Origin of the sequence: Acidipila sp. EB88 (assembly GCF_003858395.1) — a bacterium.
Taxonomy (GTDB): Bacteria; Acidobacteriota; Terriglobia; order Terriglobales; family Acidobacteriaceae; genus EB88.
The window spans coordinates 728,845-754,522 of the sequence record NZ_QWEV01000005.1; the positions used below are offsets into that span (position 1 = coordinate 728,845).

Consider the following 25,678-nt stretch of genomic DNA (forward strand, 5'->3'; position numbering starts at 1 on the left):
TGCCTGCGTTGCACGCCGCTATGGTCGCGGCTTGCCATGGCCCAGGTCGTAGCGGTGCCCAACCGTCTAATCCGCGGATTGCGTCAACGGCCCCGAGCGCACCATCCCTGCCGCGTAAGCGACTTCAGATCGCACGTTGAGCGGCTTGCTCCCGCCTAATTCCGGCAGCAGCGCCACCGGTCCCGGGGGCGGCTTCTTCCACTTCGCAGGGTACGTCTCGTATCTGAACCAAGACCACAGCCGCTCGCTGCATGCAAGTCAGCCTTCGCACCGCCGCTCGAGTCGGTTGCAGACGCTCTTTGAGCCAGGGAGACAGACCCACTTATCAGCAAGGCGCAGCGGCTATGCCTGCCTCCATCTGCGCCTCTCGATCCAGACAGCCTGGACTACCGGGACGCGGCGGCGCTGCTCTTCCGTGCCGAAGTCTTTCTGGCAGGTGCCTTCTTTGCGGCTGTCCTCTTCGCCGACACCTTTTTCGCTGCAGTCTTCTTTGCGGCAGTCTTCTTCGCGGGGACCTTTTTCGCGGCAGTCTTCTTCGCCGCGGTCTTTGTGCCCGCCGAGCTCTTCGCAGCCGTCTTCTTACTCGAAGCCTTCTTCGCCGCGCTCTTTTTCGTAGCCGTTCGTTTCGCCGCCGTCTTACTCACACTCGCCCGCTCACTCGCGCTCGGGCTCTTCGCCTTGGCCTGCTTGCCGCGCTCCCCACCCGCCGCCACCTGCTTCTTGCGCGAGGTCTCCCGGTTTACTTCCTTGCCGCCGTTCTTTGACTTCGCCTTGGGTTTGCAGCTTCCCTGCTCGTGCTCACCCTTGCCTGGAACCGGCTCAAACCCCGGCCAGCAGCGTGATGTTTTTGCATTTGCCTTCCCTGCCATTCTGCTCCCCCTCAACGCGCGCACGGTGTATGGTGCGTGCCACGCAATGCCACTAGGACTCGCACACGCACCGAACCGTTGTACGCACCGCCTGCGCAGGGCTCCACCGCATCAACGCTCTGCAGTTCAGACGCACCAAACCCCGGCTTTTGACACCGGGGGGTGGCACAACTTGGAGAGAAAACAAGCGCGGCACTCAGTCCGGCGCCGAGCCTGCGTCACCCGGCAGCGGAGCGACCAGAAAGCCCGCGCCGCTCGCCCGTCAGCCACAAAAGCGACAGCACCGGCGGCTTCCAAGTCGGGAGGCCTACGCCGCTCACCCTGTTGGCCGTTCGTACCGTGGGCAATTTGCAACTAGTACAGTCACAAACTCCACAGCGAAGAAGCTGCCAGCTACCGCGCCAGCTTCTTCACCGACCGCTTGGCCGGCGGCCGCACACGCTTGCCGGGCGCCTTGGCCGCAGGCTTCGTCCCACCAGCACTCTTCCCCGCAGTTGCACCCTGCGCAGCCGCAGGCTTCCCCCCCACCGCCGCATCCGTCTCCGGCACCCGCTTCACCGGCTTGCGCCGCGTCACGCGCTCCAGCGCCGCAATCTCCTGCTCGTCCAGCTCGCGCATCTCGCCCGGCGGCACATCCAGGATCAACGGCCCAAATCCCACCCGGCGAATCTTCTCCACGTGGTGGCCCACCTCTTCAAACATCTTGCGCAACTCGCGGTTGCGCCCCTCGATCAGCACCATCTCGTACCAGGGGTTTTCCGCATCACGCAGCAGCTTCAGCTGCACCGGCGCGGTGCGCACGCGGCCTTCGCGCGAACCATACCGGCCCTTCTCGATCATCACGCCGGCGCGCAACTGGTCCAGCGCTGCCTCGGGCGGCTTGCCGCTTACCTTTACCAGGTAGGTCTTCTCCACCTGCGTCGCCGCCTTGGTCAGCAGGTTTGCGAGGGCTCCGTCGTTCGTCATCAGGATCAGCCCTTCCGACAAGTAATCCAGCCGCCCCACCGGGTACACGCGCCCGGCATTCCGCACCTTGGCAAAAAACTCCATCACCGTCGGCCGCTTCTCCGGATCCGACACCGTGGTGACATAGCCGCGCGGCTTGTTCAACATGTAGTAGCGGTGCTTTTCCGCACCCTGCAGCAACTTGCCATTCACGCGAATGTGGTCGCGCTCCAGGTCGGCCTTGGTGCCAAGCTCCGTGACCATCTGCCCGTTTACCTGCACCATGCCACTCGTAATCAGCTCTTCTGCCTTGCGACGCGAGGTCACACCTGCCGCCGCAATGATTTTCTGTAACCGTTCTTCTGCCATTTACTCGCCTGCTCTCTCTGCCGCCATACCACTGTTCTCATCCGGCTTCACTGCTGCCGAAGGCACATCCGTGCGCACTGCACCCGCCACATCCACCGAGAGCCCTGGCAGCTCCAGCTCTTCCTCTGCAATCACAATCTCCGAGGGCGCAAGCAGCGGCCGTTCTCCCGCAACCTGCGCGACCTCCTGACCCTCCGCAGGCGCGTTCAACCCCCCGTCGCTGCCTGCCAGGGCTTCCCGCGCGTCCTGCCCTTCCCCGGCACTCTCCATCTGCCGCTCCTCCAGGGCCTGCTGCTCCGTCTGGGCCGCCGGCTCCGCCATTGCCTCGCCGGCCGGCTCACTATCCAGCGCATGCAGCTCGCCCGCCATCTTTTCAAACTCTTCCATCGAGGGCAGCTCCGCCAGGTCCTTCAACCCGAAGCGCAGCAAAAACTCCTTGGTGGTCTTGTACAGAATCGGCCGGCCCACCACCTGCTTGCGGCCCGCCGTCGTCACCAGCTTGCGGCTGATCAGCGAGCCCAGCACGCCGCCCGAGTCCACCCCGCGAATCTCCGAAACCTCGGGTGCCGTCACCGGCTGCTTGTACGCAATCACCGCCAGCGTTTCCAAAGCCTGCAGCGTCAGCTTCATCGGCGGCTTCAGGCTCTTGGCGAATGAGCGCACCGCATCGTGGTACTCGGGCTTGGTTGCCACCCGGTAGCCACCGGCAATCTCGCGAATTTCCATGCCGCGCTCGCTCGCGTCGTACTCCGCCATCAGCTCCACCAGCATCTGCCGGATCACCGCGCGCGCCGCCCGGTCTCGCAGCCGCGCTGCCCGCCGGTCCGCATCCTGGTCGCCTGAAACAGGCGACTCGCCCACAACCGGCGTCACGGCCGGACCCTCCGGCAGCGCACCAGGCTCTGCGGCAGCCTCGGGCTCTGCCGCGTCCTCGGCCGGCGTGTCGCCCGGCTCAGGCGTGGTCGTCGGCTCCTCCAGCACGGCGTCCAGCAGCAACTGCTCCGCACCGGGCTCGTTTGCCTGTGGCCGCTCCTCGAGCGCCTCGGCTCCAAACAGCACAGCCAGTTGCTGCAGCGTCACCGGCTCCTCGGCTGCGTAGATCACCGCTTCGAGCTTTCCGCGTACTCCCATCAGTCCCTGTTCCTCGGCCTTGCGCACACAAAAAAACAAGAGGCGCCTCGGTGTATGGTACCGAAGCGCCCCTTGCTGTGCGGGAGAAGCTGAGCGATCCAGCCCTCCCTTGTGCCTGTTTTGCCTGCCGCGGGTCAACGCGGGTTCTAGTGGATAAACAGCCGCATCGCCCAGAACAGCGTGCCCGCCAGCAGTGCCGCGGCCGGCAGCGTGATCACCCACGCCAGTGCAATGTTCCGCACCGTCGACATCTGCAGCCCGCTGCCATTCGCCATCATGGTGCCTGCCACCGCCGACGAAAGCACGTGCGTCGTCGACACCGGCAGCTTGAACTGGTCAGCCGCGATGATCGTGCAGGCCGCCACCAGCTCGGCCGAAGCACCCTGCGCATACGTCAGGTGCGTCTTGCCGATCTTCTCGCCCACCGTCACCACGATCCGCTTCCAGCCCACCATCGTGCCCAGGCCAAGCGCAAGCGCCACCGCGACCTTCACCCAGGTCGGGATGAACTTGGTGCTCTTGTCGAGCTGGCTCTTGTAATTGACCAGCACCGCCTGCTCCTGTGCGGAGAACTGCACGTCCTTGTCCTTCGCGGCAATACGCAGCGCCTCGCTCTCCAGGTACATATCGTTGCGCACGTTGCGCTGCTGCGAGGTCGGCACCTTGGCCAGTGACTTGTACGCCAGCAGTTCGCTTTCGATCTGCCCCGCCATCTGCTGCATGCCCACCATGGTCGCCGGCACAAAGTGCTTGACGCGCACATAGTCCAGTAGCGCGGTGCGGTCTGCTTCCTGCATCGGCGTCGGCGCCGTCGAGCCTGCGCTCGCCGGCGCTGGGTCGCCCGAGGTGGCCGGCAGCGCCTGCGACGTGTTGCCCACGTGCGCCGTAAACACCCTCTGTGCTTGTTCGCTCACTGCCGAGAAGGTCTGCACCTGGCTATAGCCCATAGCGTGGTTCAACGCGTACGCCGTCGGCACCGTGCCGATCAGGATCAGCATGATCAGGCCCATGCCCTTCTGCCCGTCGTTCGATCCGTGTCCGAACGACACGCCCGTGCACGTCAGGATCAGCAGGCAGCGGATCCAGAATGGTGGCGGCGCGTCACCCTCCGGCGCCTTGTACAGCTCCGGCTTCTTGATCACGGCCTTGAGGATCAGCAGCATCAGCGCGGCAAATCCAAAACCCACCAGCGGCGAAATGATCAGCGCCTTGAACACGCCCATCGCTGTCGACCAGTCCACGCCGCTCAGCCCGTTTTTGCCCTGGATCAACTGGTTCGACACACCCACGCCAATGATCGAACCGATCAGCGTGTGCGAGCTCGAGACCGGCAGCCCCAGCAGCCATGTGCTCAGGTTCCAGATCATCGCCGCGATCAGCAGCGAGAAGATCATCGCGAAGCCCGCGCCTGAACCCACCTGCAGAATCAGCTCCACCGGCAGCAGCGACACGATCGTGTACGCCACCCCGCCCGACGAGGTCAGCACCCCGATCAGGTTCCACATGCCCGAATACACCACCGCCACATGCGGCTCAAGCGTGTGCGTGTAGATCACGGTCGCAACCGCATTGGCCGTGTCGTGGAATCCGTTCACAAACTCGAACCCCAGCGCGATCAGCAGCGCCAGGCCCAGCAGCAGGTAGGGCCAGATCGTCGTTTGCGGGTTGCCGGCCAGGTCATGGATGATCTGTCCTGCCGCATACCCCAGGCCCCCGATCAGGGCAATCGCGAACACGATCATCCCCGCCTTGCCAGGGCCTTTGTCCATCTTGCTGTTCAGCAGGGCACGCGGATCGGAAGCATCGTACGCAGTGGGCTTGGTGGGAAGTGAAACAGACGTCTGGGCCATCGAAATCCTCACAGTGTTGCAGCGAACTTATCAAGACCGCCTGTGTAATCGCCCTAAATCACGGTACCAAGGATGTTAATTTCGCGTGAATTGCTCTTGCGCCCGGCTCCACTGCACCATATCCGCGGCATCGCCTCGCCCGCCGCCACCCCGCGCATCCCTGTAGTCGGCTGAACCCGTCGGATGCGCCAGCCGCCACCCGGCTCCAAACGCCTTCACCCACCGCGCCCGGCGCTTCCTCTACGATGGAACCCTGCCCCAACCATGGCCGCCCTCATACGGGCCACCCGGCCAACGCTCCAGGAAAGTGGTGCATGATCTCCCCAGCACTGGCTCACACGCTGATCCCCGTAATTGCCGCGATCAGCATCCTGCTGATGCTTGTGCGTCCCCGCAACATCGCCGAGGTGTACTGGGTCGGGACCGGCGCGGCGCTGCTCGTGCTCCTGCGGCTCGTCCCGCTCAGCCTTGCCGGCAGGGCCGTTCTCGAAGGCGGTGACGTGTACCTGTTCCTGGTCGGCATGATGCTGCTGTCGGAGCTGGCACGCGAGCACGGTGTCTTCGAATGGGTCGCCTCCGCGGCGGTCCGCGGCGCGCACGGTTCGAGTACCCGGCTCTTTACCCTGATCTACGGCATCGGCACCCTGGTCACCATCTTCATGTCCAACGACGCCACCGCCGTGGTGCTCACCCCGGCCATCCTCGCGGCCGTGCGCAAGGCCAGGGTCCAGCCGCTTCCCTGCCTGTTCGCCTGCGCCCTGGTCGCCAACGCCGCTTCCTTCGTGCTGCCCATCTCCAACCCTGCCAACCTCGTGGTCTTCCACGGCGGCGACATGCCGTCCCTTGGCCCCTGGCTGCTCTGGTTCGGCGTGCCTTCGCTGCTTTCGATCGCCGCTACCTACGTCGTGCTGCGCCTGCGTTTCCGCCGCGATCTCGCCACATCCATCGAGGAGCAGCCCGACACCATCTCGCTCCGCCCTGCGGGCAAGCTGGTGCTGTTTGGCCTCGCCGCCATGGTGGCCGTGCTGCTCGCGGCTTCCGCCCTGCACAAGGATCTCGGGCTTCCCACCTGCCTGGCTGCCCTGGTTGTCACCGCAGCGGTCTCGATCCGGGCCCGGAGCAACCCGCTCCGGCTCGCACGCGCTATTAGCTGGGATACGCTCATCCTGGTTGCCGCCCTGTTCATCCTGGTCGATGCCGTGCGCAGCGTCGGCGCACTTGCCCTGACGGAGCACTGGCTCCGGTCTGCGCAAACGCTCGGCGCGCCCATCGCCGCACTGGTCGTCGGGTTCGCCGTGGCCGTCGGCAACAACCTGCTCAATAACCTGCCGCTCGGCCTCATCGCCGGGGCCACTTTGCAGTCCGCACAGGTGCACGGGCTGCTTGCACACGCAGTGCTGATCGGCGTCGACCTCGGCCCCAACCTCTCGGTGACCGGTTCACTCGCCACCATCCTGTGGCTGCTCGCCCTGCGCAAAGAGAAGCTCGATGTCAGCTTCTGGAACTTCCTCAAAGTCGGCGTCCTCGCCATGCCCGTCGCCCTGCTCTGCGCGCTCGGCGGCTCCATGCTGGTCGAGGCACTCACCAGCAGCAGGTAGGCGCGACACCCTGCAACGTCCGCCTACTGCCAGTCGTCCCGCAGGTGCTTCATGCGCTCTTCCATCAACTGCTCAAAGCCATCCTGCTTCTTCACCAGCACCTCGGCAAAGTTCCGGTCCTGCCGCAACAGCACCGCCTGCAGCCGCACCATCTCCAGCAGCGCCAGGAACATGCAGATCAACGCCCGCTCCGAGCGTGTGTTGCTCAACATCCGGCTCAGCGCCACAGGGCCGTCCTCCATCAGCAGCCGCCGGCGCACATAGTCGATCATCTGCCCCACGGTGACCGAGTCTTCCTGCACATCCAGCACCGGCTTCGTGCGAATCCGCTCCAGCACATCCCGCATCACGCGCACCAGGTCCGGTACGTCCGCGGCAATCTCGCCGTCCATGGCCTCGGTGTTCAAGAACGATCGCAGCTGCGGCCTGGTCCACGTCGCCGCTTCAATCTGCTGCTTCTGTAACAGCATCTGTGCCGCGTTCTTGAACCGCTCATGCTCCAGCAGCCGTTCCACCAGCTCCATGCGCGGATCTTCCGCGTCCTCCAGCGTTTCGGCCGGCGCACGCGGCAGCAGCATCCTGCTCTTGATATGGATCAGCAGCGACGCCGTGTAGATAAACTCGCCGGCATTGTCCACATCGGTTTCTTTCAACCGCTCCACATAGGCCAGGAACTGCGCCGTGATCCGCGCAATCGGTATGTCCCAGATATCAATATCCTGCTTGCGAATCAGGTCCAGCAACAGATCCAGCGGCCCGTCATACACCCGGCCTACCATCACCGAAAACGGAAACAGGTTCTCCGCTTCCTTGGCGTTGCCGCGTGCGCCGCGCCTGGTCGCCGCAGGTGCAGAGTCTGCGCGCGCGGCTGCCGCCGGCTCGGTTGAAGCCTTCACCGCTGTGCGGCGCTCTGGCGCAGGGCTGCCCTGTGCCGCAGCTCCGCTGCTGCCAGGTACCTCTGCTTCCGCCTTCGCGTTCGCCTCAGCCGCCGCTTCTGCTTCGTGTACAGCGGTGGGTGCAGCAGCCACGCGGGCCTCCATATCGGCAGGCTCATCCCCCGTCGCCACCCGCGGATCCTCCGCGCTCAAGCCAGACCCATCGCCGCGCGCACCTGCTGCATGGTCGCTTCGGCCACCAGCCCTGCCCTGTGGCTTCCCGCAGCCAGAATTTCGCGCACCAGCCCCGGCTGCGCCTCGTATTTCGCCCGCCGCTCCTGCATGGGTGCCAGTTCCCGCACGACCGCATCCGCCAGCCAGCCCTTGCACTCAATGCAGCCGATGCCCGCGGTCGTACACCCCGCATACACATCCGCCAGCGTCTGCGCGGTTGAGAACACCTTGTGCAGGTCGCCCACCGGGCACCGGTCCGGGTTCCCTGGGTCGGTCCTGCGCACCCGCGCCGGGTCCGTCACCATCGGCTTCAGCTTCTTGCGAATCTCCGCTTCCGGGTCCGACAGCAGGATGAAGTTGCCGTAGCTCTTCGACATCTTGCGCCCATCCGTGCCCGGCAGCTTCGGCGTTGGCGTCAGCAGCACCTGCGGCTCGTTCAGCAGTTCTCGCTGTAAGTTTTCTGCGTTCTGCTCCGTCCCACCCCTGGCTTTCCCATCGGCCTTGGGCGCATACATGTGGTTAAACCTCCGCGCCACCTCGCGCGTCAGTTCCACGTGCGCCACCTGGTCCGCGCCCACCGGCACATGCAGCGACCCACCCGGCACCCCGTACAGCAAAATATCTGCGGACTGCAGCAGGGGATACCCCAGGAACCCATACATCGCCAGGTCCTTCTCCTGCAGGTTTTCGATCTGGTCCTTGTACGTCGGCACCCGCTCCAGCCAGCTCAGCGGCGTCATCATCGACAGCAGCGTATGCAGTTCATAATGCTGCTTGACGTGGCTCTGCACAAAGATCGTGCACCGCTCCGGGTCCAGCCCCGCACTCAACCAGTCCAGCGCAACCTCGTGCGTATAGCTCGGAACCTTCGAGGGATCGGCATAATCCGTCGTCAGCGCATGCACGTCCGCCACGAAGAAGAAACATGCATACGCATGCTGCAAACGCACCCAGTTATGCAGCGCACCCATGTAGTTGCCCAGGTGCAGCTTGCCCGTGGGGCGCATACCGCTCAGCACGCGACGATCATTATTGACTTGCAAAGCAGAATCGGACACAGGACCTCATACGGCGGGGATCAGAAGCCCCATTGTACGAAACAGCGCTTCCCTGGCCTTGGCCTTGAACGAGCACACGTCCCGAAGGGACCGCCAGCCGCGCAGGCGGCTGGCCTGTTCGCCTTAAACAGAAACCAGGATGCGATTCACCAACGCCAGCGCCGGCCCCACGAACAGGTTCACCAGACGGCCGCCAAACACAAACATCAGCAGGAGACTGATGATCCCCAACCGGTCGTAAATCTGCAGCAGGTTGGTCGGCAACAGGTGCCGGATCAGGTGTGAGCCATCCAGCGGCGGCAGCGGCAGCAGGTTAAAGAACGCCAAGAACAGGTTCAGCGTCAGCGCCATGTACAGCAGCAGCACGCTCGGAAACAGGGCCGGTGCCGCCTCCATCTGGCTCGGGTCAAACCCTCCAAACGCAAGTCCCCGCACCAGCTCCTGCGCCACGGGCGACGTTTTCGCCAGCACAATCAGCGCCACCACGCACACCAGCGAGATCAGCAAATTGCTCACCGGCCCAGCCAGCGTCGTCAGCACGTCATCCCGCTTGTAGTGCTTGAAGTTACGCGTATTCACCGGCGTCGGCCGCGCCCAGCCAATCAAAAACCGCCCACCGTACGGCCCCAGGAACAGCATCGCCAGCGGCAGCAGCACCGTCCCCACCGGGTCGATATGCTTCACGGGGTTCAGCGTCACCCGCCCCAGCATCCGCGCCGTCTGGTCCCCCAGCCGCGAGGCCGTCCACGCATGCGCCGCCTCGTGCAGCGACAGCGAAAACAGCAGCAGCACAAACTCGAAAATCTTGAGGACAATTTCTTGCTGAGACATAATGCGGCAGGCTGATCGTAGCACGCGACCCCCGTCCAGCCGTCTCGCTCTTCCGATCACACGTCCCGAAGGGACCGCCAGCCGCGCAGGCGGTTTGGTCTTTCGCAGTGTGTTGCGAATGGTTTTCGGTCAGCCGCTAACCCCTACGCCCCGTGCGCCCTACCCTCGCCACCTTCCTCGGCCCCGTCAAACCGCTTCGCGTCGCCCTTCTTCTTGATCTCCTTCGCCGGGATCCCGCCCACGATGCTCTCGTCCTCGACCGCTTTGGTCGCCACGCCCATCGCGCCGATCGTCGCATCCTTGCCCACGCTCACCCCGGCCATCACCGCCGTGTGGTACGTCAGGCGTGCGCCCGGGCCAATCTCGGTCTTGCGATTCTCCACGATCGAGCCGTCCACCGGGTCATGCGCATGCGAGTAAATCGCCGCAAAATCCGAGATCGAGGTGCCCTTCTTGATCACAATCTCCCCTCGGTCATCGAGGATCACGTACCGGTGAATCACGCAGTCGTCTTCAATCGTCAGGTTGTAGCCGAACGAGAACTCAATCCCGTGAAACAGCTTCACGTTCTTGCCCAGGTGTTTGAAAATATGTTTCCCCAGCATCGCGCGGAACCGCAGCCCAAGCCATTGGTTGATCGCGATCGGCGACCGGTCAAACATCTGCCAGAAATAAATCAGCGGCTTCACCAGCGCGTACTTCTCTTCGTCCACGTCCCCGTAGTACTCGGCCTCGAGCGTAATGTTCTTGGGGTCCAGCGATAGCTGCAGCACGTTATAGGGCAGTTCGCTGTTGAGGTTGAAGTTCAGCCGCCCACCCTTGGGCGCACCCAGCAGCAACTGGTGCAGGTTGTCGAGCACCAGCTCTTCGCGCAGCGCTGCCTTCTTGTTCTTGCCAATCTCACGATCCAGAAAGTCGATCCAGCGCTCGTACACTTCCTTCGCTTCGCGCGTCGGCTCCAGCTCGCGGTATCCATAACGGGGCATTTCGGTCGGTCTCCTCTGTCTTCTGCTCAGATGCACGGCGCCCCGCAAGGTCGCAGAAGCCTTGAGATCAAGACGCGCGCCACACTCGAAAGACTCTGAGGCCAGAACCGCCTGCGCGGCTTGCAGCCACTTCGTGGCGGGTGCTACTTACCCGTTCGACCCAGGCGCAGCACGACCCCGAGGTGCATCCCGCCACACCCTCCGCTTACACTCGCCCAGAGGAGAACGCGTGAACAGAAGAGAAATGGTCAAAGGCTCGCTCATCGCAGGAGCAGCAGCCACCATGATGGGCAACCCACTTGCCGCCCTGCCGCAGATCGGCGCACGCGTCAACAAGGTCCGCGGCCAGCGATTCGTCACCCTCTGCATCATGATCCGCACCACCCCGTGGGAGGTTTCACGCGACGTCAAGCTGCTCGACCGCGACGAGTCCGCGTGGCACACCCTCGAAGGCGTCCGCGCCCTCCGCGAAGCCTTCGCCACCGACAACCCAGACGGCAAACTCACCTGGGGCTTCACCCTCAACTCCCTCGACGACAAGCGCACCAACTACCAGCAGATCCGCGCCTATGCCGTGGAGTGCCACCACCGCTTCGGCGACGAGATCTCGTACTTCCCTGGCTACTTCCCCGCCATGTACCTGCCGCGCGAACGCATCAACCGCGAAATGACCGAGGCCCTCCAGATCATCACCGCCTTCGTCGGCAACGGCTATCGCCCGCAGGCCATCATGGGCGGCTTCCTCTCCGCCAACAACCTCCAGTACCTCGCCGAGAAGGAAAACATCCACGTCGCCCACGCGGTCATCTGGAGCCAGCACGCCATCGACGGCGGCGGCGCCGACGGCTCACCCTCCTACCCCTTCTACCCCTCCACCGAGCACTTCTGTAAGCCCGCGCAGGGCCCCTCCGACTTCATCGACTGCGCCAATCTCGACGGCTGGACCATGGACTTCATCTGCGCCCGCCGCTCCGGCGCGCTCGACCACAAGCTCACCGGCTACAACAGCCGCCGTGGCGTCGGCCCCATCGAAACCTACCTCGGCTGGGGTCTCGATCTCGGCCACCGCGAAGTCATGCACACCCAGGCGCTCCACTTCGACGAAGGCTTTGCCCGCAACGGCTACGGCTGGGTCACCAACATCTGGGAGGCGCAGCTCGTCTACGAGTTCGGCCTCGACCTCGTCTGCTCCGCCATGCGCATGTGGGTCACCGACACCAAGAAGCGCTGGCCCGACACCCGCTTCGTCACCTTTGGCGAGTACGGCACACTCTGGCGCGAGGCTTACCCCTCCAATCACGACTGGAACTACTCCTTCCTCGAGCGCGGCTCCGGCCTGGGCGACTCCTACAACAATCTCGAGATCGAGTGGTTCATGAACCGCAACTTCCGCCTCGCCCTGCTCCGCGACTGGCAGTCCGACACTCCACGCCAGGTCATCGATCTCACCCGCTACGACCTCGCCGCGCAGGAGCCGGCCGACCCGTCGCCCGAGCACCCCCACAAGAACTGGGACCTCATGAATCGCATCAACCAGAAACAGCTCCGCCCGCAGGACACCCCACGCCCCCTCCGCGCACTCGACCCCAACGACCTCGCCTTTGTCCTCGCCACCCTGCCGCAGCTCCGGCCGTACGTGTAACTCCGCCGCGCGCCTGTCGCTTGGCTGCGCCCAGCCCTTTGCCGGGCGGCGCTCCGCCGCGTATCCTTGCTCGCACGCGCGCCCCCGGCCTCGTTCACTCCCCGACGCCTCATACCTGGAGCATGGAGATGAAACCTAAAAACACCATCTGTCTCTGGTTCGACAAGGAAGCCGAGCAGGCCGCCCGCTTCTACGCAGCGACCTTTCCCGACAGTGCTGTTCACTCGGTCTACAAGGCTCCCGGCGACTACCCGGGTGGCCGCGAGGGCGACGTGCTCACCGTGGATTGCACTGTGGTCGGTATACCCTGCCTCGCCCTGAACGGCGGCAGCTACATCCGGCACTCAGAAGCCTTTTCCTTCCAGATCGCCACCGATGACCAGGCGGAAACCGACTGCTACTGGAACGCGATCGTCGGCAACGGCGGCGCCGAAAGCCAGTGCGGCTGGTGCCGCGACCGCTGGGGTATCTCCTGGCAGATCACGCCCCGTGCGCTCTCCGACGCGATTGGAGCGGGTGGCGACAAGGCAAAGCGCGCGTTCGAAACCATGATGACCATGCGCAAGATCGACATCGCCGCCATCGTGGCATCGCAACAAGGCTGACGCGCACCTCGATCCAACGGCCATCGCTCGGCCACACGGCAGTCCTTCTGCATGCGCGGCACCGGCAACGCCGCGCATGCATGAGCCTCTCAGGCAGGCGCATCCGCTACAGTCGCTCGAGCGGATCCAGAGCACGGGCCGCTATACCTGCGGCGAAAAGTCCGTGAGCTTCATAAACGTGTGCTCCAGCGTCACCACAAACTTTCCATCCTTCTCGGTCTCCGCCTGCAGCGCCACCCACTCCGGGTCCGCCCCGAACTTCGCCCAGCTCGCCGTCGCCGCCTCCCGGCTGCGATGCCGCAGGATGTAGATCAGCGTCCCGCCGCCGCCCGGCAACAACGCCGCCCCGTCCACCGCCGTCCAGTACGCCACCGGTTGCATGCCGCACCGCTTAAAGATCGCCGTCTCGCGCGTGCGAAAGCGATCCAGGATCTTGGGCTCCGTGCCCGGGTTCAGATGGTAGGTGCGCAGCTCGTACACCGTGTCCGGACCAATGCCGCCGTCCGCTGCTTCTCCCTGCGCCCTGGCCGCGCCGCCAGCCACCAGCGGCAGCAGTCCCGCCGCCGCGCCCATTCTCTTGATCACCGTGCGTCGATCGTTTCGTTTCATTAGCTGCACCTTTTCCCGCCCGTCCTGTCTGCGCACGATTCTAGAGCAGCCCACGCGGCTGCGCATCGCGCATCAGTTGAACCTGCCATCGCGGTAGTGGCGCATGCAAACAAGCCCGACAGTCCACGCCAGGAGCCACACCGAGTGACGCACAGGGGCTGCGTATTTGGCAGGACGCAAAAAAGCGGTATGCTATCCGCAAAGATCCCAGCATCACAAACGGGTATTCCCCTGCGACGAGAACGGGTAGCCCCCGACGCGCGCGACGAGATGGTGCAGGCCCCCGCAGGCCGATTCACCTATCCCGTCCGCGGCCGGAGTACCCGAACGAGCAGCACGAGAACGGGCCACGCGGCCGCCGCACACAACGGCTCGCGCGGTGCGCCCCCATCTGGAGGATCTCTCGCCATGAAGTTCGTCCGCGTCCCCGCCCTGGCATTGTCGTTCGTGGTGATCGCTTCGCTCGCTTGCTACGAGACGCTGCTCACGCAGTCCCTGAAGCGAAGCGCCGCATGCCTGTTCGTGGCGTTTCTGGTGTGTGTTCCCCTGTCGGCGTTGCTGCTACGAACGCCGCGTGCCCAGGCAGCCGACGCGCGAGCAGCGCACCCCACCCTGCAGCACCCCACACAAGCAGAGGCCGGGATCAAAGGCCGTGCCGCATCCGGCGACCCGGGCCTCGACGTCAGACTGAATCCTAGCCCCAGTCCCAATGCCGCTCCAGCTCCAGTTTCGATGGCAGGCCCGATTCCTGACCCCGTCCACGCACACCAGGACGCCCGCCACCCACTCCAGCGAGAATACCGCTGAGCTTGTAACCAGGCGAGGCTCCTTCAACCTACCGAGGTGCTAGCCCCGCCCCCACACACGCGGCCTCGCCGCCCCACGTCTCGCTTCTGAGACGTGGGCACCGCCAAGCTCCACGCGCAGCCTCCTCACACCGGCTCTACCGACCCACATCAAGCGCCAACACCGGCCCATCCCTCCGGGCACCCTCAAAACACACGCACCTACTCCAGCGAAAACACCGCCGCCACCGTCGCCGAGCGGTGCACCATCGGTGCCCCAAGGCTCAGCGTTTTGCGCATCGTCGGTGGACCATCCATCATCGCGGCCAATCCCACGCCACGCCCATTCATCGGCAGCACCCGCAACTGCGGCGCCTCGTTGCTCGCATACACCAGCGGCCCCAGCTTTGCCCCCAGCCCACTCGCCATCTGCGTCGCGATCGACTGCGCATGCTTCAGCGCCTTGCCCGCTGCCTCCGCGCTCAGCGAAGCCTCATCCGCCACAGACCACTCGATCGCCCCGCTCTGGTTCGCCCCTGCATCCACCGCTGCCGCCAGCACCCTAGCCGCCTCATCCGCCGAGCACCGCACCGCCCAGCTCTGCTGCGCCTGGAAGCGGTGCTGCATCTTCTCTTCTGCGCTCAGTGGGGTCGGCTGAAAATCCTGCACCGGCCCCGTGCCCTGCGACTCACTTTCAATCGCATCTTTGGCCACACCCTGCGCCAGCAGCGCCTTCACGATCGCCGTCGACGCACTGCCCGCCGCTACCGACACCTGCTCGGACGTCCCCCCATACAACTGGTAGCCCACGTGCACCACCGCCGTATCCGCCCGGCGCCCGGCATCCTCGGTCGCCGTCACTGCGATCGTCCGGTTCGCCCCACTTACCTGGATCTGCTGCGCCCCCGCAAACCGCGCCGCACCCCCGCACACCATCGCAACAAGCACACACACCTTCGCCGCCAACCCGATCTTCGCCATTCCCCGCCCCAGAGTGCTTCGTATGTGCGTTGCCCGGCGCACGCGCCAGGCACACTTTACACAGACACCTCGCACCCTGCTTTGGTTTCTATCCGGTCATCCCCGGTCCGGCCCATCTGCCAAGCACACCTGTGCGCGGCCGCCGGCAAGCAGGAGCGCGACAAACCCTTCTGCATCCATCGGGTGACGAGGTTGTCAGACACCAGGGCTGGCGCAGCGAGTCTTCTTCGGATCGCGCATTACGCTTACTTGTACTTCAGCCATAAGACATATCGGACGGTCCCCGCACCATCGAGCATCGGAGGGACTTACTGTTTCAGGATTGTGGGACGAGCTGTGGCGCCAGCACTACAACTTGAGCAGTGTTGGTGCGGCTCAAACCCTTGTAATTGCCGAGAACCCGGATTCTCAATTAGCCTGCATCGGAACAGTCCTGGAAATAGGTTGATTGGAAGAAAGGATGCCGGACGGGAGGCTCATGAAGATGCGACGCCGTGAAGTGCTTGGGGTACTTGCTGCCTCGGCAGGGGCAGCACTCCTGCCTACATCGCCTCTGGGCGCTGAGTCAGTATCGATCGCGAACACTTTGCCCAAGGAGAAGGTGACCGGTATCGGTGGCCTGTTTTTTCGCGCGCAGGATCCGAAATCCCTGGCGCAGTGGTATCAGGATCACCTCGGCGTCTTTGTGACGCCGCAGAAGAGCGACGAGCCTGTCTGGAATCAACAAGCGGGACCGACCAGCTTTACACCCTTTCCCGAGAAGACCAAGTACATCAGTGATCCGACGAAACAGTGGATGATCAACTTTCGTGTGTCCGACCTCGACAAGATGGTCGCGCAACTGGAATCAGCGGGCATCACGGTGAAGCTGGACCCCACGGCATACCCCTATGGTCGCTTTGCGCACACGCATGACCCGGAAGGCAATGCGATTGAGTTGTGGCAGCCTGGGACTTCGACAAAACCGGCGTGATCGCCGGAAGACGGCCCTCCGGAACTTCATCACAATCATCTCCAAGAATCGACCTTTCCTGGAGGAATGCTGCACCTAAGCCAAAGTACAAATGCCCCCGTCGTATCGAGTCCCTCTAAGACCCTCCAACGTCTCTCTTGTGGGATTTGCCATGGCGAAAGTTGATGGAACTTCTACGCAACGTAGGCCGGGATGGATTCGCAACATCACACTGCTCTTTGCTGGAGTTGGAGCGGTCCTCCTGGCGACCGTTTGGTACATGCTGCTCTCCGGTAAGCCGACATGGATGTCTCTGTCGCTCGCCGTCATCACGACGTTCCTCTCAGGATCTGCGTACGCCTTGAACATCCGTCATCAGCCAGGCCGGCTTCTGGGCTACGGCAGGAAGTACGTTCAGGTCCGCAGCCTGGACGAATGGACCGTATATCAATACGGGCTTCCTTTTGAGGCATCCTCACCCGCACAGCAGGAGGAAGCGTTCAGGCATTACCGGGTGGGCCTTCGTTTATTCCCAGCAAGACCGCAGGACATGGCTCCGAAGCAGAGTTCCTGGCAATGGCTTCTCGCATTGCTGATGCTGTCCGCCTTCATCACCTTGTCGGAGGCCGTTCACGGCTGGTACCGATTTCTGCTTCAAATCGGCTACTTCGCATGGTTGTGGGGCTGCATGCGCATTTCGCGACGCTTCATGGATACCCCTGCCGCCAGCAATCTCACCGAACTGCATCTGCGATGACAAGCGGAATCGACCTGAGCAGCAAGGCACTCCCGTCATACTCGCTTCAACAGCGTTAGCCTTGAAAACAGTGTGTGAGAAGCGACGTGCTGTATCGGCGTGCGGAGTCCGGGGGTGTTGTGAAGATCGAGAGCGCGATGACGCAGATCAGCGTACCTGCCAGCTACGCTGGACACATGCTTAATGGCATCCCTTTCCCAGGACTGTCTTCCCATGATTTTTCCTTCGCGACCTGTCGCTCTTCTTCTCGCCCTTTTCGCCATAGGATCGTCCGGGATCGCGCAGACTCAGACGCTCGCCCCTGTGAAGAGCTACGAAATGCCACCGTCCGGCCAAGTCACAGTTCCCGCGGAAGGAGGTCTCACCTTCCAGATGAAGGTGAATGGCCAAGGCCCTTATAAGACCGTGTTCGATACAGGCGCAGTCAATATCATCAGCGCCAGACTCGCAACACAACTCGGCTTGAACGTCGAGGAGAAGTCGATTGACATGGGCGCGATCGGAGGATCGGTGAAGGCAAGAACCGCCCATATAGATGAGCTCGCAATCGGCAATCTGACTGTCCATAATCAGAGCTTCTTTGTGATCGATATCCCAGCAGACCAAGGGACCCCCAGCTTCTTGTTGGCTGGGAGTTTCTGCTGGCCTTCGTTGTGCGCATGGATTTTCAACGCGACGAGCTCACCTTCATCGACCCCTCGCATTTCAGGAATGCCCGAGGCGCTGCTGTTCCGCTCATACTCAATGAACACGGCAACGGCGTTTATCTTGAAGCGAAGGTGGACGGTATTCCCGGGCGATTTCAACTCGACTCCGGAAACGAAATTGGCTTCTTCCTCAATGCGGCTTTTGTCGACCAGTACCACTTGCCCACCAGGCTTCACGCCACGCTTCGCGGCTGGAACGGCAAAGGCTTGGGCGGTGACTCACCCGACGCGTGGTTCACACGCCTTCATAGGCTTGAGCTGGGAAGCGTCATTCTGCGCGATCCTGTGGTCAGGCTGCAAACAGGCGACGATCATGACGTGCAGAAGCTCGCGGGCAATATCGGCCAGAGCATCTTGAAGCACTTCACGGTAATCGTGGATTGCCCCCACCGACTTATGTATCTGGAACAGGTTCCAGGGTGGGATGCCCCTGAGGTCTTCAACAGAGCAGGTCTGATCTATGACGAGCAAGCCGGTGGAGACGAGATAAAGACCGTCTTACCCGGCGGTCCCGCTCAACTCGCAGGCCTTCGCCCAGGCGATCTGATTACGGCTATCAACGGGAACAAGCCGCTGGAGGAAGGCAGGATCCAGTCTTCACGCGACCTGCTGGAACTGTGTTGCACCTGTCTATCCGCCGAGACGGCGTCGAGCGCACCTATGCCGTAAAACTGCGGGATGTGCTCTGATGCCAATGGCTGTCGGAAGCGACACGTCCACTTATCGTTAGCACCTCCGCTACTCTCGGAAAACAGCATTTTCGAAAAGTTGCGGGTGTCTCATCTCTCGCGCCTAAAACGTGGAACCCGCGGCCTTCACTCAACCAGGAGGAGATACCAACGCTTCACCAACGCACGCTTGAATCCTCTCGTGACCAGAACTCCAACGTTCACTCCAAAGAAAATGTGGCCGACACCCAGCCGAGCACCTTAGTCGAGAACCTTAGTCGAGCACCTTAGTCGAGCTGCGGCGGGATCACAGCGCGCAGACGCACCTTCCGCCACCGTGTCGCCTCGCTCCTACCACCTGCCGCACCACCGACGCGCTCAGGCTTGGCTCTCTGCTCGTTCAGCTACGCCTCACCGCCCACCGAACGCTCGCAACCCAGCCAGCACACGCACGGCCGCACCACTTTCCACCGCCTCGGCAGCACGCTCCAGCCCTTCGGCAAGCGTTGCCGCCACCCCGCCCACCACCAGGGCAGCACCGGCATTCAGCAACACGATCTCCCTCGCAACCCAGCCAGCACACGCACCGCCGCACCACTTTCCACCGCCTCGGCAGCACGCTCCAGCCGCTTCGGCAAGCGTTGCCGCCACCCCGCCCACCACCAGGGCAGCACCGGCATTCAGCAACACGATCTCCCGCCGCGCTCCGCGATCCTGCCCGGTGATCACCGCTTCGATCAACGCCGCGCTTGCCCGCGCCGTGGCTCCGCCGCGCAGCTCGGCTACCTCGGCCACGCGCAGCCCCAAGGATTCCGGCTCGATCCGCTCCCGCGCCACCACGCCCCCGCGCACCGTCGCCCACACCGATGCCCCGGTCACCGTCAGTTCGTCCAGCCCGCGGAGCGTGCCGCCGCCCCCGCTTGACCCTGCGTCCACCCGGACCTCCCCGTGCACCACCCAGCTATGCCGCGTGCCCAGCAGCCGCAGCGCTTCGGCCACCACCGCGATCCGTTCCGCCGCATACACCCCCACCACCTGTGCCGCCGCGCCCGCTGGATTGGTGAGCGGCCCCGCCAGGTTAAAGATCGTGCGAAACGGGAGCGCGCGCCGCACCGGCGCCACCCGCGCCATCGCCGGGTGCAGCATCGGCGCCAGCAGAAACATGAAGCGCGTCGCCCGCAGGCACTCCGCCGCCTCCGCCGGTGCCAGCGCGATCGGCACCCCCAGCGCCTCCAGCACGTCGGCCGAGCCGCACCGCGAAGTCACCGCCCGGTTTCCATGCTTGGCGATCCACGCTCCTGCGCCCGCCGCCACCAGCCCCGCTGCCGTCGAAATGTTCAGCGTGTCCAGCCCGTCGCCGCCCGTCCCGCAGGTATCCACCAGCAACGCGCGCTCCGCCTCTTCCAGCGGCACCCGCGTCGCGGCCGCGCGCATGGCCTCGGCAAACCCGCACAGCTCCTCCGCCGTCTCACCCCGCCGCGTCATCACCGCCAGCATCGTCGCCAGCCCCATCTCCACCGCGACCGGCAACGTCCGCGCCAGACCGCCAACCACCACGCCAGCCTGGCCTTCGGGCTCCGCCAGCAGCGTCTCCAGCAAGCCACGCGCCTCGGCACGCCCCAGCGTTGCCCCCTGCTCCACAACTGCCTTCACCAGCGAACGAAACTCTTCAGTCTGCACACACACATCCTAGCGTCCGTTCCCCATCCCGGCCTCAAATCCCGGCCTTCGCCGGCGGCACACGCCCCTGCTTCCCGCATCCCAAACCGAAGAGCTCCGCCCGCGCTGCCCCAGGCACGCCGCACCCGAAAGGATCCCCATGCCGTTCCAGAAAGCCCTGCCCGTCGCCGACCTGCCCCCGGCACCAAAAAGGCCGTCCAAATCGGTGACACCGAGATCCTGCTGATCCACACCGCGGAGCAGACCCTCCACGCCGTTGAAGCCAAGTGCCCCCACGCCGGAGCGCCCCTCGTCGACGGCGCCGTCTGCAACGGCCGCCTGATCTGCCCCTGGCACACCGCAACCTACGCCCTTGCCGGCGACGCCCTCCCGAAGGCACCCTGCTCGAGCCGCCCGCCCTGCGCTCGCTCCGCCACTACAGCGTCGAGATCGAAGGCGACTCCATCCTGGTCGACCCCGCCCCCATGAACCACCCCACCCTCGCCGCCTACAACAGCGAAGCACCCGCCCCGGCCCTCCACCCCGAGCGCCACATCGTCACCATCGGCGGAGGCGCCGCTGCTGCCGCCGCCGTTACCGCGCTCCGCCAGGGCGGTTTCGCCGGCCGCCTCACCGTCATCGATCCCATCCTCAACGAACCGGTAGACCGCACCAACCTTTCCAAGATGACGCTCGCCGGCAAGAAGCCCGCCGACACCCTGCCTCTCTGGTCCCCCGAAGAGCGCGCCAACCTCCGCGTCGACCGTCTCGAGGCCAGCGTCACCGCCCTGGACGGCACAGCCGGCACCCTCACCACCTCCACCGGCCAGGCGCTCCAGTTCGACGCCGCCTTGTTCGCCCCGGTGGTACACCCAAAACGCTCGGCATCCCCGGCGAAGATCTGCCCCATGTCGTCTCCATCCGCCACGTAGCAGACGTCGAGCACATCGCCACCCTGCTCGGCGGCCAGCCCGAAGGCAAAACAGCCGTGCTCATTGGCGACAGCTTCATCGCCTTTGAGGCCGCCTCCGCCCTCACCACCCGCGGCCTCAAGGTCACCGTGGTCGCCCAGAGCGAGCAGCCCTTTGCCAAAAAGTTTGGCCCCGACGCCGCCAACGCCATCCTAGCCCTCCACAAGAGCAAGGGCGTCACCCTCAAGGCCAGCTCCGACGCCCAGTCCATCTCTGCCGAATCCGTCACGCTCAAATCCGGCGAAACTCTCCCCGCCGACCTCGTCCTCGTCGCCATCGGCGTCCAGCCCGCCACCGGTTTCGCGCACGGCCTGCCGCTTGAGCAAGACGGCGGCATCCCCGTGGCCCCTTCGCTCCAGGCCGCACCCCATGTCTGGGTCGCCGGCGACGTCGCCTCCGTCGAAGGCGTGCGCATCGAGCACTGGCGGCTCGCTCAGCAGCACGGCCGCTCCGCTGCCGGCGCCATGCTCCTTGCCCTAGGCGCGTCGCCTCTCGAGCTCCCCGCGCCCGAGCGCGAACCCTTCCACGGCGTCCCCTTCTTCTGGACCGCGCACTTCGGCAAACGTTTCGGCTACGTCGGTCACGCGAGCGACTGGGACGAGCTCCAGATCGACGGCGAACTCGGCACCGCCCCCGACGGAAGCGCCACCACCGACCCCGCCTTCCTCGCCTACTACGTCAAGGACCAGCAAGTCGCCGCCATCCTCGGCTGCGGCAAAGACTCTGCCATCGCCGCCCTGGCCGAATCCATGCGCTCCCCACTCACCCTCACGGAGGCCCGCACCGCAGCCGCCAACGCCTGACACCCGCAGCTTCCACGCCTGCCCCAACGCCGCTTTTCAACCCCCTTGAGCAATGCCTGTCACCCCACGTCTCGCCCCTGGGACGTGGGAACCACGGCAGCGCGCCTCCTCCTGTCAATCCCCAAACCGGGCAATTCGGCCCAGAATGGGAAAAGGCCTCGTTCCCCTTTTGGAACGCGCCAGATCACCGCAAACGCGGCCAGTGCCCGCAAAACAACCCTCAAGGCCCCGCATAAGCGCCCATCCACCGCGCCCAGGCACGCGGCGCACACCTTACACGAACCACCCCAACAACACGCCAACAAACCGCGATGCATAGATATGCAACGCCCCTCTCAAAAGTCCGGTAATACGAGGTATCACCATGCATACATATGCACCAGACCCATAAACCCCGCATATCTATACATCCGCATTTTCCACAAACACGCATTTTGCCGTTCACCCGCCACGAAGTGGCCGCCAGCCGCGCAGGCAGTTTGCCCTGCCCGCGCCCTTGCCTCGCCGCCCACCCCTGACAACCCCAAAACCCTCGCTGTACTATGGGTGCGTCTGCAGCCCCAGGGCTCCGCAGCGCCTAAACTCATGAAAATTCACGAATACCAAGCCAAAGAGATCCTCCGCGAGCACGGCGTCCCCGTGCCCCAGGGCGAAGTCGCCAACACTCTGGAAGAAGCGCTTGAAGTCGCGAAGCGGCTCATGCTGGGCGGCGCCACCGGCGTCGTGGTCAAGGCGCAGATCCACGCCGGCGGCCGCGGCAAGGGTGGCGGCGTCAAGGTCGCGCGCACCCTCGACGAGGCCGAAACCTATGCCTCGCAGATCCTCGGCATGCAGCTCGTGACCCACCAGACCGGTCCCTCGGGTCAGCGCGTCCAGCGCCTGCTCATCGAGGAGACAGCCGCCATCGATCGCGAGCTCTACCTCGGCATCGTGCTCGACCGCGCCCAGTCCCGCCTCGTCTTCATGGCCTCGCAGGCCGGTGGCATGGAGATTGAAGAAGTCGCCGCCAAGGACCCAGACGCCATCCGCAAGGTCTCCATCGACCCAGCCGTCGGCTTCCAGCCCTACCAGGCCCGCGAGCTCGCCTTCGCCCTCGGCCTCAAGCCCACCCAGCTCGCCGCCGCCGTCAAGTTCATGCGCGGCCTCTACGACGTATTCGTCGCCACCGACGCCACGCTGCTCGAGATCAACCCCTTCATCACCACCAAGGACGACAAGCTGCTCGCCCTCGACTGCAAGCTCACCTTCGACGACAACGCCATGTTCCGCCAGAAGGGCCTCAAAGAACTCCGCGACCTGGCTGAAGAAGACCCTCTCGAAGTCGAAGCCTCCAAGTTCGCGCTCAACTACATCAAGCTCGACGGCAACATCGCCTGCATGGTCAACGGCGCGGGTCTCGCCATGGCGACCATGGACATCATCCAGTACGCCGGCGGTAGCCCGGCCAACTTCCTCGACGTCGGCGGCGGCGCCAACCAGCAGCAGATCGAGAACGCCTTCTCCATCCTGCTCTCCGACAAGAACGTCCAGGCCGTCTTCATCAACATCTTCGGCGGCATCCTGCGCGTCGACACCCTCGCCCAGGGCGTCGTACAGGCCGCCAAAAACCTCGACGTCCAGGTCCCCATCGTCCTGCGCCTGGAGGGCACCAACGTTGAAGAAGGCCGCCAGATCCTCAAGGACTCCGGCCTCGCCTTTGAAGTCGGTGACACGATGCTCGACGCCGCCCAGAAGGTCGTCGCCGCCGCCGCCCGCCGCACCGGCATCAGCACTGGAGCCGCCCACTGAGCGAGCCGGCTTATCTGGAAGGCGCGCCGCTCCAGCCCGGCGGAAAGGCGGCTCCCACAACGCTGCTGTTCGATACCTTCGGCACCACTGCCGATTGGAAGAGCAGCCTGGTGGAGCACTGCGCCGCCATCGCCGCGGCCGCAGGTCTCCGGGCGGACTGGCCCGCCTTTGTCACCGAATGGCGCTCGCTTTACCAGCCCGCCATCGCGCCCGTCCGCGACGGCCAGCGCCTCTGGGCCGACTTCGACGAACTGCACCGCGAAACCCTCGACACCCTGCTGCCGAAGTACGCACTCAACACCCTCAGCGACGCCGACCGCGACCACATGGTCTACGGCTGGCACCTGCTGCACGGCTGGCCCGACACCGTGCAGGGTCTCACCCGTCTCAGGCAGCGGCACATCCTCGGCGCGCTCTCCAACGGCACCACCCGCCAGCTTGTGGACATGGCGAAACGAAGCGCCTTTCCCTGGGACGTCATCTTCGGCGCCGACCAGTGGCAGACCTACAAGCCCGCACCCGCGCTTTATCTCGGCGCCCTCAAACTGCTCAAAGCCCCGGCATCCTCGGTCGTCATGGTCGCCGCACACAACAACGACCTCCAGGCCGCGCAAAACCACGGCCTGCAAACCGCATTCATCCACCGCCCCACCGAAGACCCCGCACCCACCGCCCGTTACACCTACATCGCAACCGACTTCAACGACCTGGCAACACAGCTCGGTTGCTGATGCCAACAGGAGAGCAGAGCGTGGCAGCCGGCTCCAACGCGCGCAGTCGAACGGGTTCCCGCCTCTGGGGCCTGCTCGTCCCCGTGCCGCTTGCCGCGCCGCTGGCTGTTCCGCGGGTTGTGCCGCCCTCTGTGGCGTTTGCCGGCCAGCCGCTCCAGCAGGCCGGTAGCGGCCCCGTACTCACCGAGGAGCCGCAGTATCAATCCATCTGCAAAGCCGCCGTCCAGCCATCACTGCCGCCAGAGGCTGCCGTGCTTGCCGCTGCTTCCCGGTCAGAGCCACCAGCCTGCGACGAGGCGACGGACTACTACGGCTTCGGCAAGGCACCCGATTACCCCGCCGCGCTGCGCTGCGCTTACAGGCATCGCGCCCAGCCCACCAACGCATTTGTGGAGGGCCCGCTCACCCTCGGCATGCTCTATGCCAATGGCTACGGCGTGAAGCAGGACTACGCCCTCGCCGTCCGGTTCGCCTGCGAAGCCGCCGGCAACAGTGCTTCCGCGGAGACTGAGCTGCGCGTCAGCCGCCTCGAAGCACTTCGTGACGGCAGGCTCCTGCCGACGAAGCCTTTTGACCTCTGCGACGACGCGACCTCCGGCGCCATGGGCAGCTACTGTGAGGGCATCGCACAACGTCTTGCCGACGTCGGCCGCACCCAGCGTCTTCAGGCACTCCGCGCGCAGCTTCCCCCGCAGGCACAAGCCATGCTGCCCGGTCTCCTTGCCGCGGAGCGCGACTTTGAGCATGCCCGCGGCAAAGGCGAGTACGCCGGCGGCGGCGGCACTGGCTCTGCCGGCTTTCAGTTGCTCGACCAAGGGCAGCTACGCGAGCAGTTCCTCATCAACCTGACGCGCTTTGCCGCCGGCGACCTGCCCCACGCCACCCCTGCCGATCGTCTGCGGGCCGAGCAGCAGTTGAAAGCAGCCGCTGCCTCGGCTCAGGCTCGCTACGCCACCCCGCAGCCTTACGCAACCGCCCTCGACCCGACCCCCAAAAGCCTCGCCGCCACTCAGCAGGCCTGGCAGGCTCTCTACCAGGCCTGGCTGCGCTTCGTCCCCGTCGCCTACCCGCATCTGCCCATCGATCGGGCGGCGACGGAACTGCTTCACCTGCGCATCCACCAGCTCACAAAGAGCGAGCTATGACAGAAAGACACAAGACCCCCTGCGCGCGAGGCGGCCACTTCGTGGCGGGTCTACCTGAGAAGCTTTGGCTCTCACGAAACACACGTCCCGAAGGGGACCGCGAACCGCGCAGGCGAGTTTAAGCCTCTA

At 64.6% G+C, this 25,678-nt stretch carries 22 protein-coding genes and 2 pseudogenes; 13 read left to right on the top strand and 11 right to left on the bottom strand.

The features are described 5' to 3' along the window. Nucleotides 1-386 precede the first annotated feature (386 nt). The 4 genes from D1Y84_RS18105 to D1Y84_RS03875 all read right to left on the bottom strand — a co-directional run bounded on the left by D1Y84_RS18105 (nucleotide 387) and on the right by D1Y84_RS03875 (nucleotide 5,164). Nucleotides 387-893, bottom strand: coding sequence for a hypothetical protein (locus D1Y84_RS18105; protein ID WP_199726354.1), 507 nt, complete (start codon nucleotides 891-893; stop codon nucleotides 387-389). A 369-nt stretch (nucleotides 894-1,262) separates the two neighbouring features. Beyond that, a complete protein-coding gene (locus tag D1Y84_RS03865; RefSeq protein WP_124847355.1) occupies nucleotides 1,263-2,183 on the bottom strand; it encodes a pseudouridine synthase in 921 nt (306 codons plus the stop codon). Beyond that, nucleotides 2,184-3,314: an SMC-Scp complex subunit ScpB gene (scpB, locus tag D1Y84_RS03870; protein WP_124847356.1), complete on the bottom strand. Its 1,131-nt coding sequence runs from the start codon at nucleotides 3,312-3,314 to the stop codon at nucleotides 2,184-2,186. A 146-nt stretch (nucleotides 3,315-3,460) separates the two neighbouring features. Further along, nucleotides 3,461-5,164: an inorganic phosphate transporter gene (locus tag D1Y84_RS03875; protein ID WP_199726355.1), complete on the bottom strand. Its 1,704-nt coding sequence runs from the start codon at nucleotides 5,162-5,164 to the stop codon at nucleotides 3,461-3,463. 314 nt (nucleotides 5,165-5,478) lie between these two features. Here D1Y84_RS03875 and D1Y84_RS03880 point away from each other — a divergent pair, with 314 nt between their 5' ends. After that, a complete protein-coding gene (locus D1Y84_RS03880; RefSeq protein ID WP_124847357.1) occupies nucleotides 5,479-6,762 on the top strand; it encodes an SLC13 family permease in 1,284 nt (427 codons plus the stop codon). A gap of 23 nt (nucleotides 6,763-6,785) precedes the next feature. Here D1Y84_RS03880 and D1Y84_RS03885 read toward each other — a convergent pair whose 3' ends face one another. The 4 genes from D1Y84_RS03885 to D1Y84_RS03900 all read right to left on the bottom strand — a co-directional run bounded on the left by D1Y84_RS03885 (nucleotide 6,786) and on the right by D1Y84_RS03900 (nucleotide 10,746). Next, the gene (locus D1Y84_RS03885) at nucleotides 6,786-7,790 is read right to left on the bottom strand and encodes a ScpA family protein (RefSeq protein WP_233581086.1); all 1,005 of its coding nucleotides are present in this window, start codon (nucleotides 7,788-7,790) and stop codon (nucleotides 6,786-6,788) included. Nucleotides 7,791-7,846: 56 nt separating this feature from the next. Beyond that, entirely contained in the window at nucleotides 7,847-8,929 is a 1,083-nt protein-coding gene (trpS, locus tag D1Y84_RS03890) for a tryptophan--tRNA ligase (protein ID WP_255424337.1), read from the bottom strand. A 123-nt stretch (nucleotides 8,930-9,052) separates the two neighbouring features. After that, nucleotides 9,053-9,760 carry a site-2 protease family protein gene (locus D1Y84_RS03895; RefSeq protein WP_124847358.1) on the bottom strand — a complete coding sequence of 236 codons (708 nt, stop codon included), beginning with the start codon at nucleotides 9,758-9,760 and terminating at the stop codon, nucleotides 9,053-9,055. A gap of 143 nt (nucleotides 9,761-9,903) precedes the next feature. Further along, nucleotides 9,904-10,746 carry an acyltransferase gene (locus tag D1Y84_RS03900; RefSeq protein WP_124847359.1) on the bottom strand — a complete coding sequence of 281 codons (843 nt, stop codon included), beginning with the start codon at nucleotides 10,744-10,746 and terminating at the stop codon, nucleotides 9,904-9,906. A gap of 229 nt (nucleotides 10,747-10,975) precedes the next feature. Between D1Y84_RS03900 and D1Y84_RS03905 the strand changes: the two genes are divergently transcribed. Both D1Y84_RS03905 and D1Y84_RS03910 read left to right on the top strand, forming a co-directional pair. Next, the gene (locus D1Y84_RS03905; RefSeq protein WP_233581088.1) at nucleotides 10,976-12,388 is read left to right on the top strand and encodes a DUF3863 domain-containing protein; all 1,413 of its coding nucleotides are present in this window, start codon (nucleotides 10,976-10,978) and stop codon (nucleotides 12,386-12,388) included. A gap of 128 nt (nucleotides 12,389-12,516) precedes the next feature. Beyond that, the gene (locus D1Y84_RS03910) at nucleotides 12,517-12,993 is read left to right on the top strand and encodes a VOC family protein (protein WP_124847360.1); all 477 of its coding nucleotides are present in this window, start codon (nucleotides 12,517-12,519) and stop codon (nucleotides 12,991-12,993) included. A gap of 141 nt (nucleotides 12,994-13,134) precedes the next feature. Here the strand turns inward: D1Y84_RS03910 and D1Y84_RS03915 are convergent, their stop codons facing one another. Continuing rightward, nucleotides 13,135-13,602 (bottom strand): NIPSNAP family protein, encoded by a 468-nt coding sequence (locus D1Y84_RS03915; protein WP_158615306.1) that lies wholly within the window; start codon nucleotides 13,600-13,602, stop codon nucleotides 13,135-13,137. A gap of 408 nt (nucleotides 13,603-14,010) precedes the next feature. On the opposite strand from D1Y84_RS03915, the gene D1Y84_RS03920 reads away from it, so the two are divergent. Continuing rightward, nucleotides 14,011-14,409 (top strand): hypothetical protein, encoded by a 399-nt coding sequence (locus tag D1Y84_RS03920; protein WP_124847362.1) that lies wholly within the window; start codon nucleotides 14,011-14,013, stop codon nucleotides 14,407-14,409. Between the two features lie 200 nt (nucleotides 14,410-14,609). Here the strand turns inward: D1Y84_RS03920 and D1Y84_RS03925 are convergent, their stop codons facing one another. Then, nucleotides 14,610-15,368, bottom strand: coding sequence for an SIMPL domain-containing protein (locus D1Y84_RS03925; protein WP_233581090.1), 759 nt, complete (start codon nucleotides 15,366-15,368; stop codon nucleotides 14,610-14,612). A 478-nt stretch (nucleotides 15,369-15,846) separates the two neighbouring features. Between D1Y84_RS03925 and D1Y84_RS03930 the strand changes: the two genes are divergently transcribed. From D1Y84_RS03930 to D1Y84_RS03945, 4 genes and pseudogenes are all read left to right on the top strand, one after another. Continuing rightward, the gene (locus tag D1Y84_RS03930; protein ID WP_124847363.1) at nucleotides 15,847-16,341 is read left to right on the top strand and encodes a VOC family protein; all 495 of its coding nucleotides are present in this window, start codon (nucleotides 15,847-15,849) and stop codon (nucleotides 16,339-16,341) included. A gap of 151 nt (nucleotides 16,342-16,492) precedes the next feature. Next, nucleotides 16,493-17,077: a hypothetical protein gene (locus D1Y84_RS03935; RefSeq protein WP_124847364.1), complete on the top strand. Its 585-nt coding sequence runs from the start codon at nucleotides 16,493-16,495 to the stop codon at nucleotides 17,075-17,077. Between the two features lie 372 nt (nucleotides 17,078-17,449). Next, nucleotides 17,450-17,677, top strand: a pseudogene (locus D1Y84_RS18850) (retropepsin-like aspartic protease); the annotation flags it as partial. A 59-nt stretch (nucleotides 17,678-17,736) separates the two neighbouring features. Beyond that, on the top strand, nucleotides 17,737-18,453 hold the full coding sequence (locus tag D1Y84_RS03945; protein WP_124847365.1) for a PDZ domain-containing protein: 717 nt from the start codon (nucleotides 17,737-17,739) through the stop codon (nucleotides 18,451-18,453). A gap of 410 nt (nucleotides 18,454-18,863) precedes the next feature. Here the strand turns inward: D1Y84_RS03945 and trpD are convergent, their stop codons facing one another. Then, complete coding sequence (gene trpD, locus D1Y84_RS03950) at nucleotides 18,864-20,132, bottom strand: anthranilate phosphoribosyltransferase (RefSeq protein WP_124847366.1); 1,269 nt, start codon at nucleotides 20,130-20,132, stop codon at nucleotides 18,864-18,866. Between the two features lie 225 nt (nucleotides 20,133-20,357). Between trpD and D1Y84_RS18855 the strand changes: the two genes are divergently transcribed. The 5 genes and pseudogenes from D1Y84_RS18855 to D1Y84_RS03975 all read left to right on the top strand — a co-directional run bounded on the left by D1Y84_RS18855 (nucleotide 20,358) and on the right by D1Y84_RS03975 (nucleotide 25,549). Next, entirely contained in the window at nucleotides 20,358-20,600 is a 243-nt protein-coding gene (locus tag D1Y84_RS18855; protein WP_370245801.1) for a Rieske 2Fe-2S domain-containing protein, read from the top strand. Further along, a pseudogene (locus D1Y84_RS18330) lies at nucleotides 20,597-21,885 on the top strand (NAD(P)/FAD-dependent oxidoreductase). The gene D1Y84_RS18855 and the pseudogene D1Y84_RS18330 overlap by 4 nt, the downstream one beginning before the upstream one ends. Nucleotides 21,886-22,470: 585 nt before the next feature. Next, nucleotides 22,471-23,673, top strand: a complete 1,203-nt coding sequence (gene sucC, locus D1Y84_RS03965) for an ADP-forming succinate--CoA ligase subunit beta (RefSeq protein WP_124847368.1) — start codon at nucleotides 22,471-22,473, stop codon at nucleotides 23,671-23,673. 65 nt (nucleotides 23,674-23,738) lie between these two features. Next, complete coding sequence (locus D1Y84_RS03970) at nucleotides 23,739-24,404, top strand: haloacid dehalogenase type II (RefSeq protein ID WP_255424374.1); 666 nt, start codon at nucleotides 23,739-23,741, stop codon at nucleotides 24,402-24,404. 20 nt (nucleotides 24,405-24,424) lie between these two features. After that, complete coding sequence (locus D1Y84_RS03975) at nucleotides 24,425-25,549, top strand: sel1 repeat family protein (protein ID WP_124847370.1); 1,125 nt, start codon at nucleotides 24,425-24,427, stop codon at nucleotides 25,547-25,549. The last annotated feature ends 129 nt before the right edge of the window (nucleotides 25,550-25,678 follow it).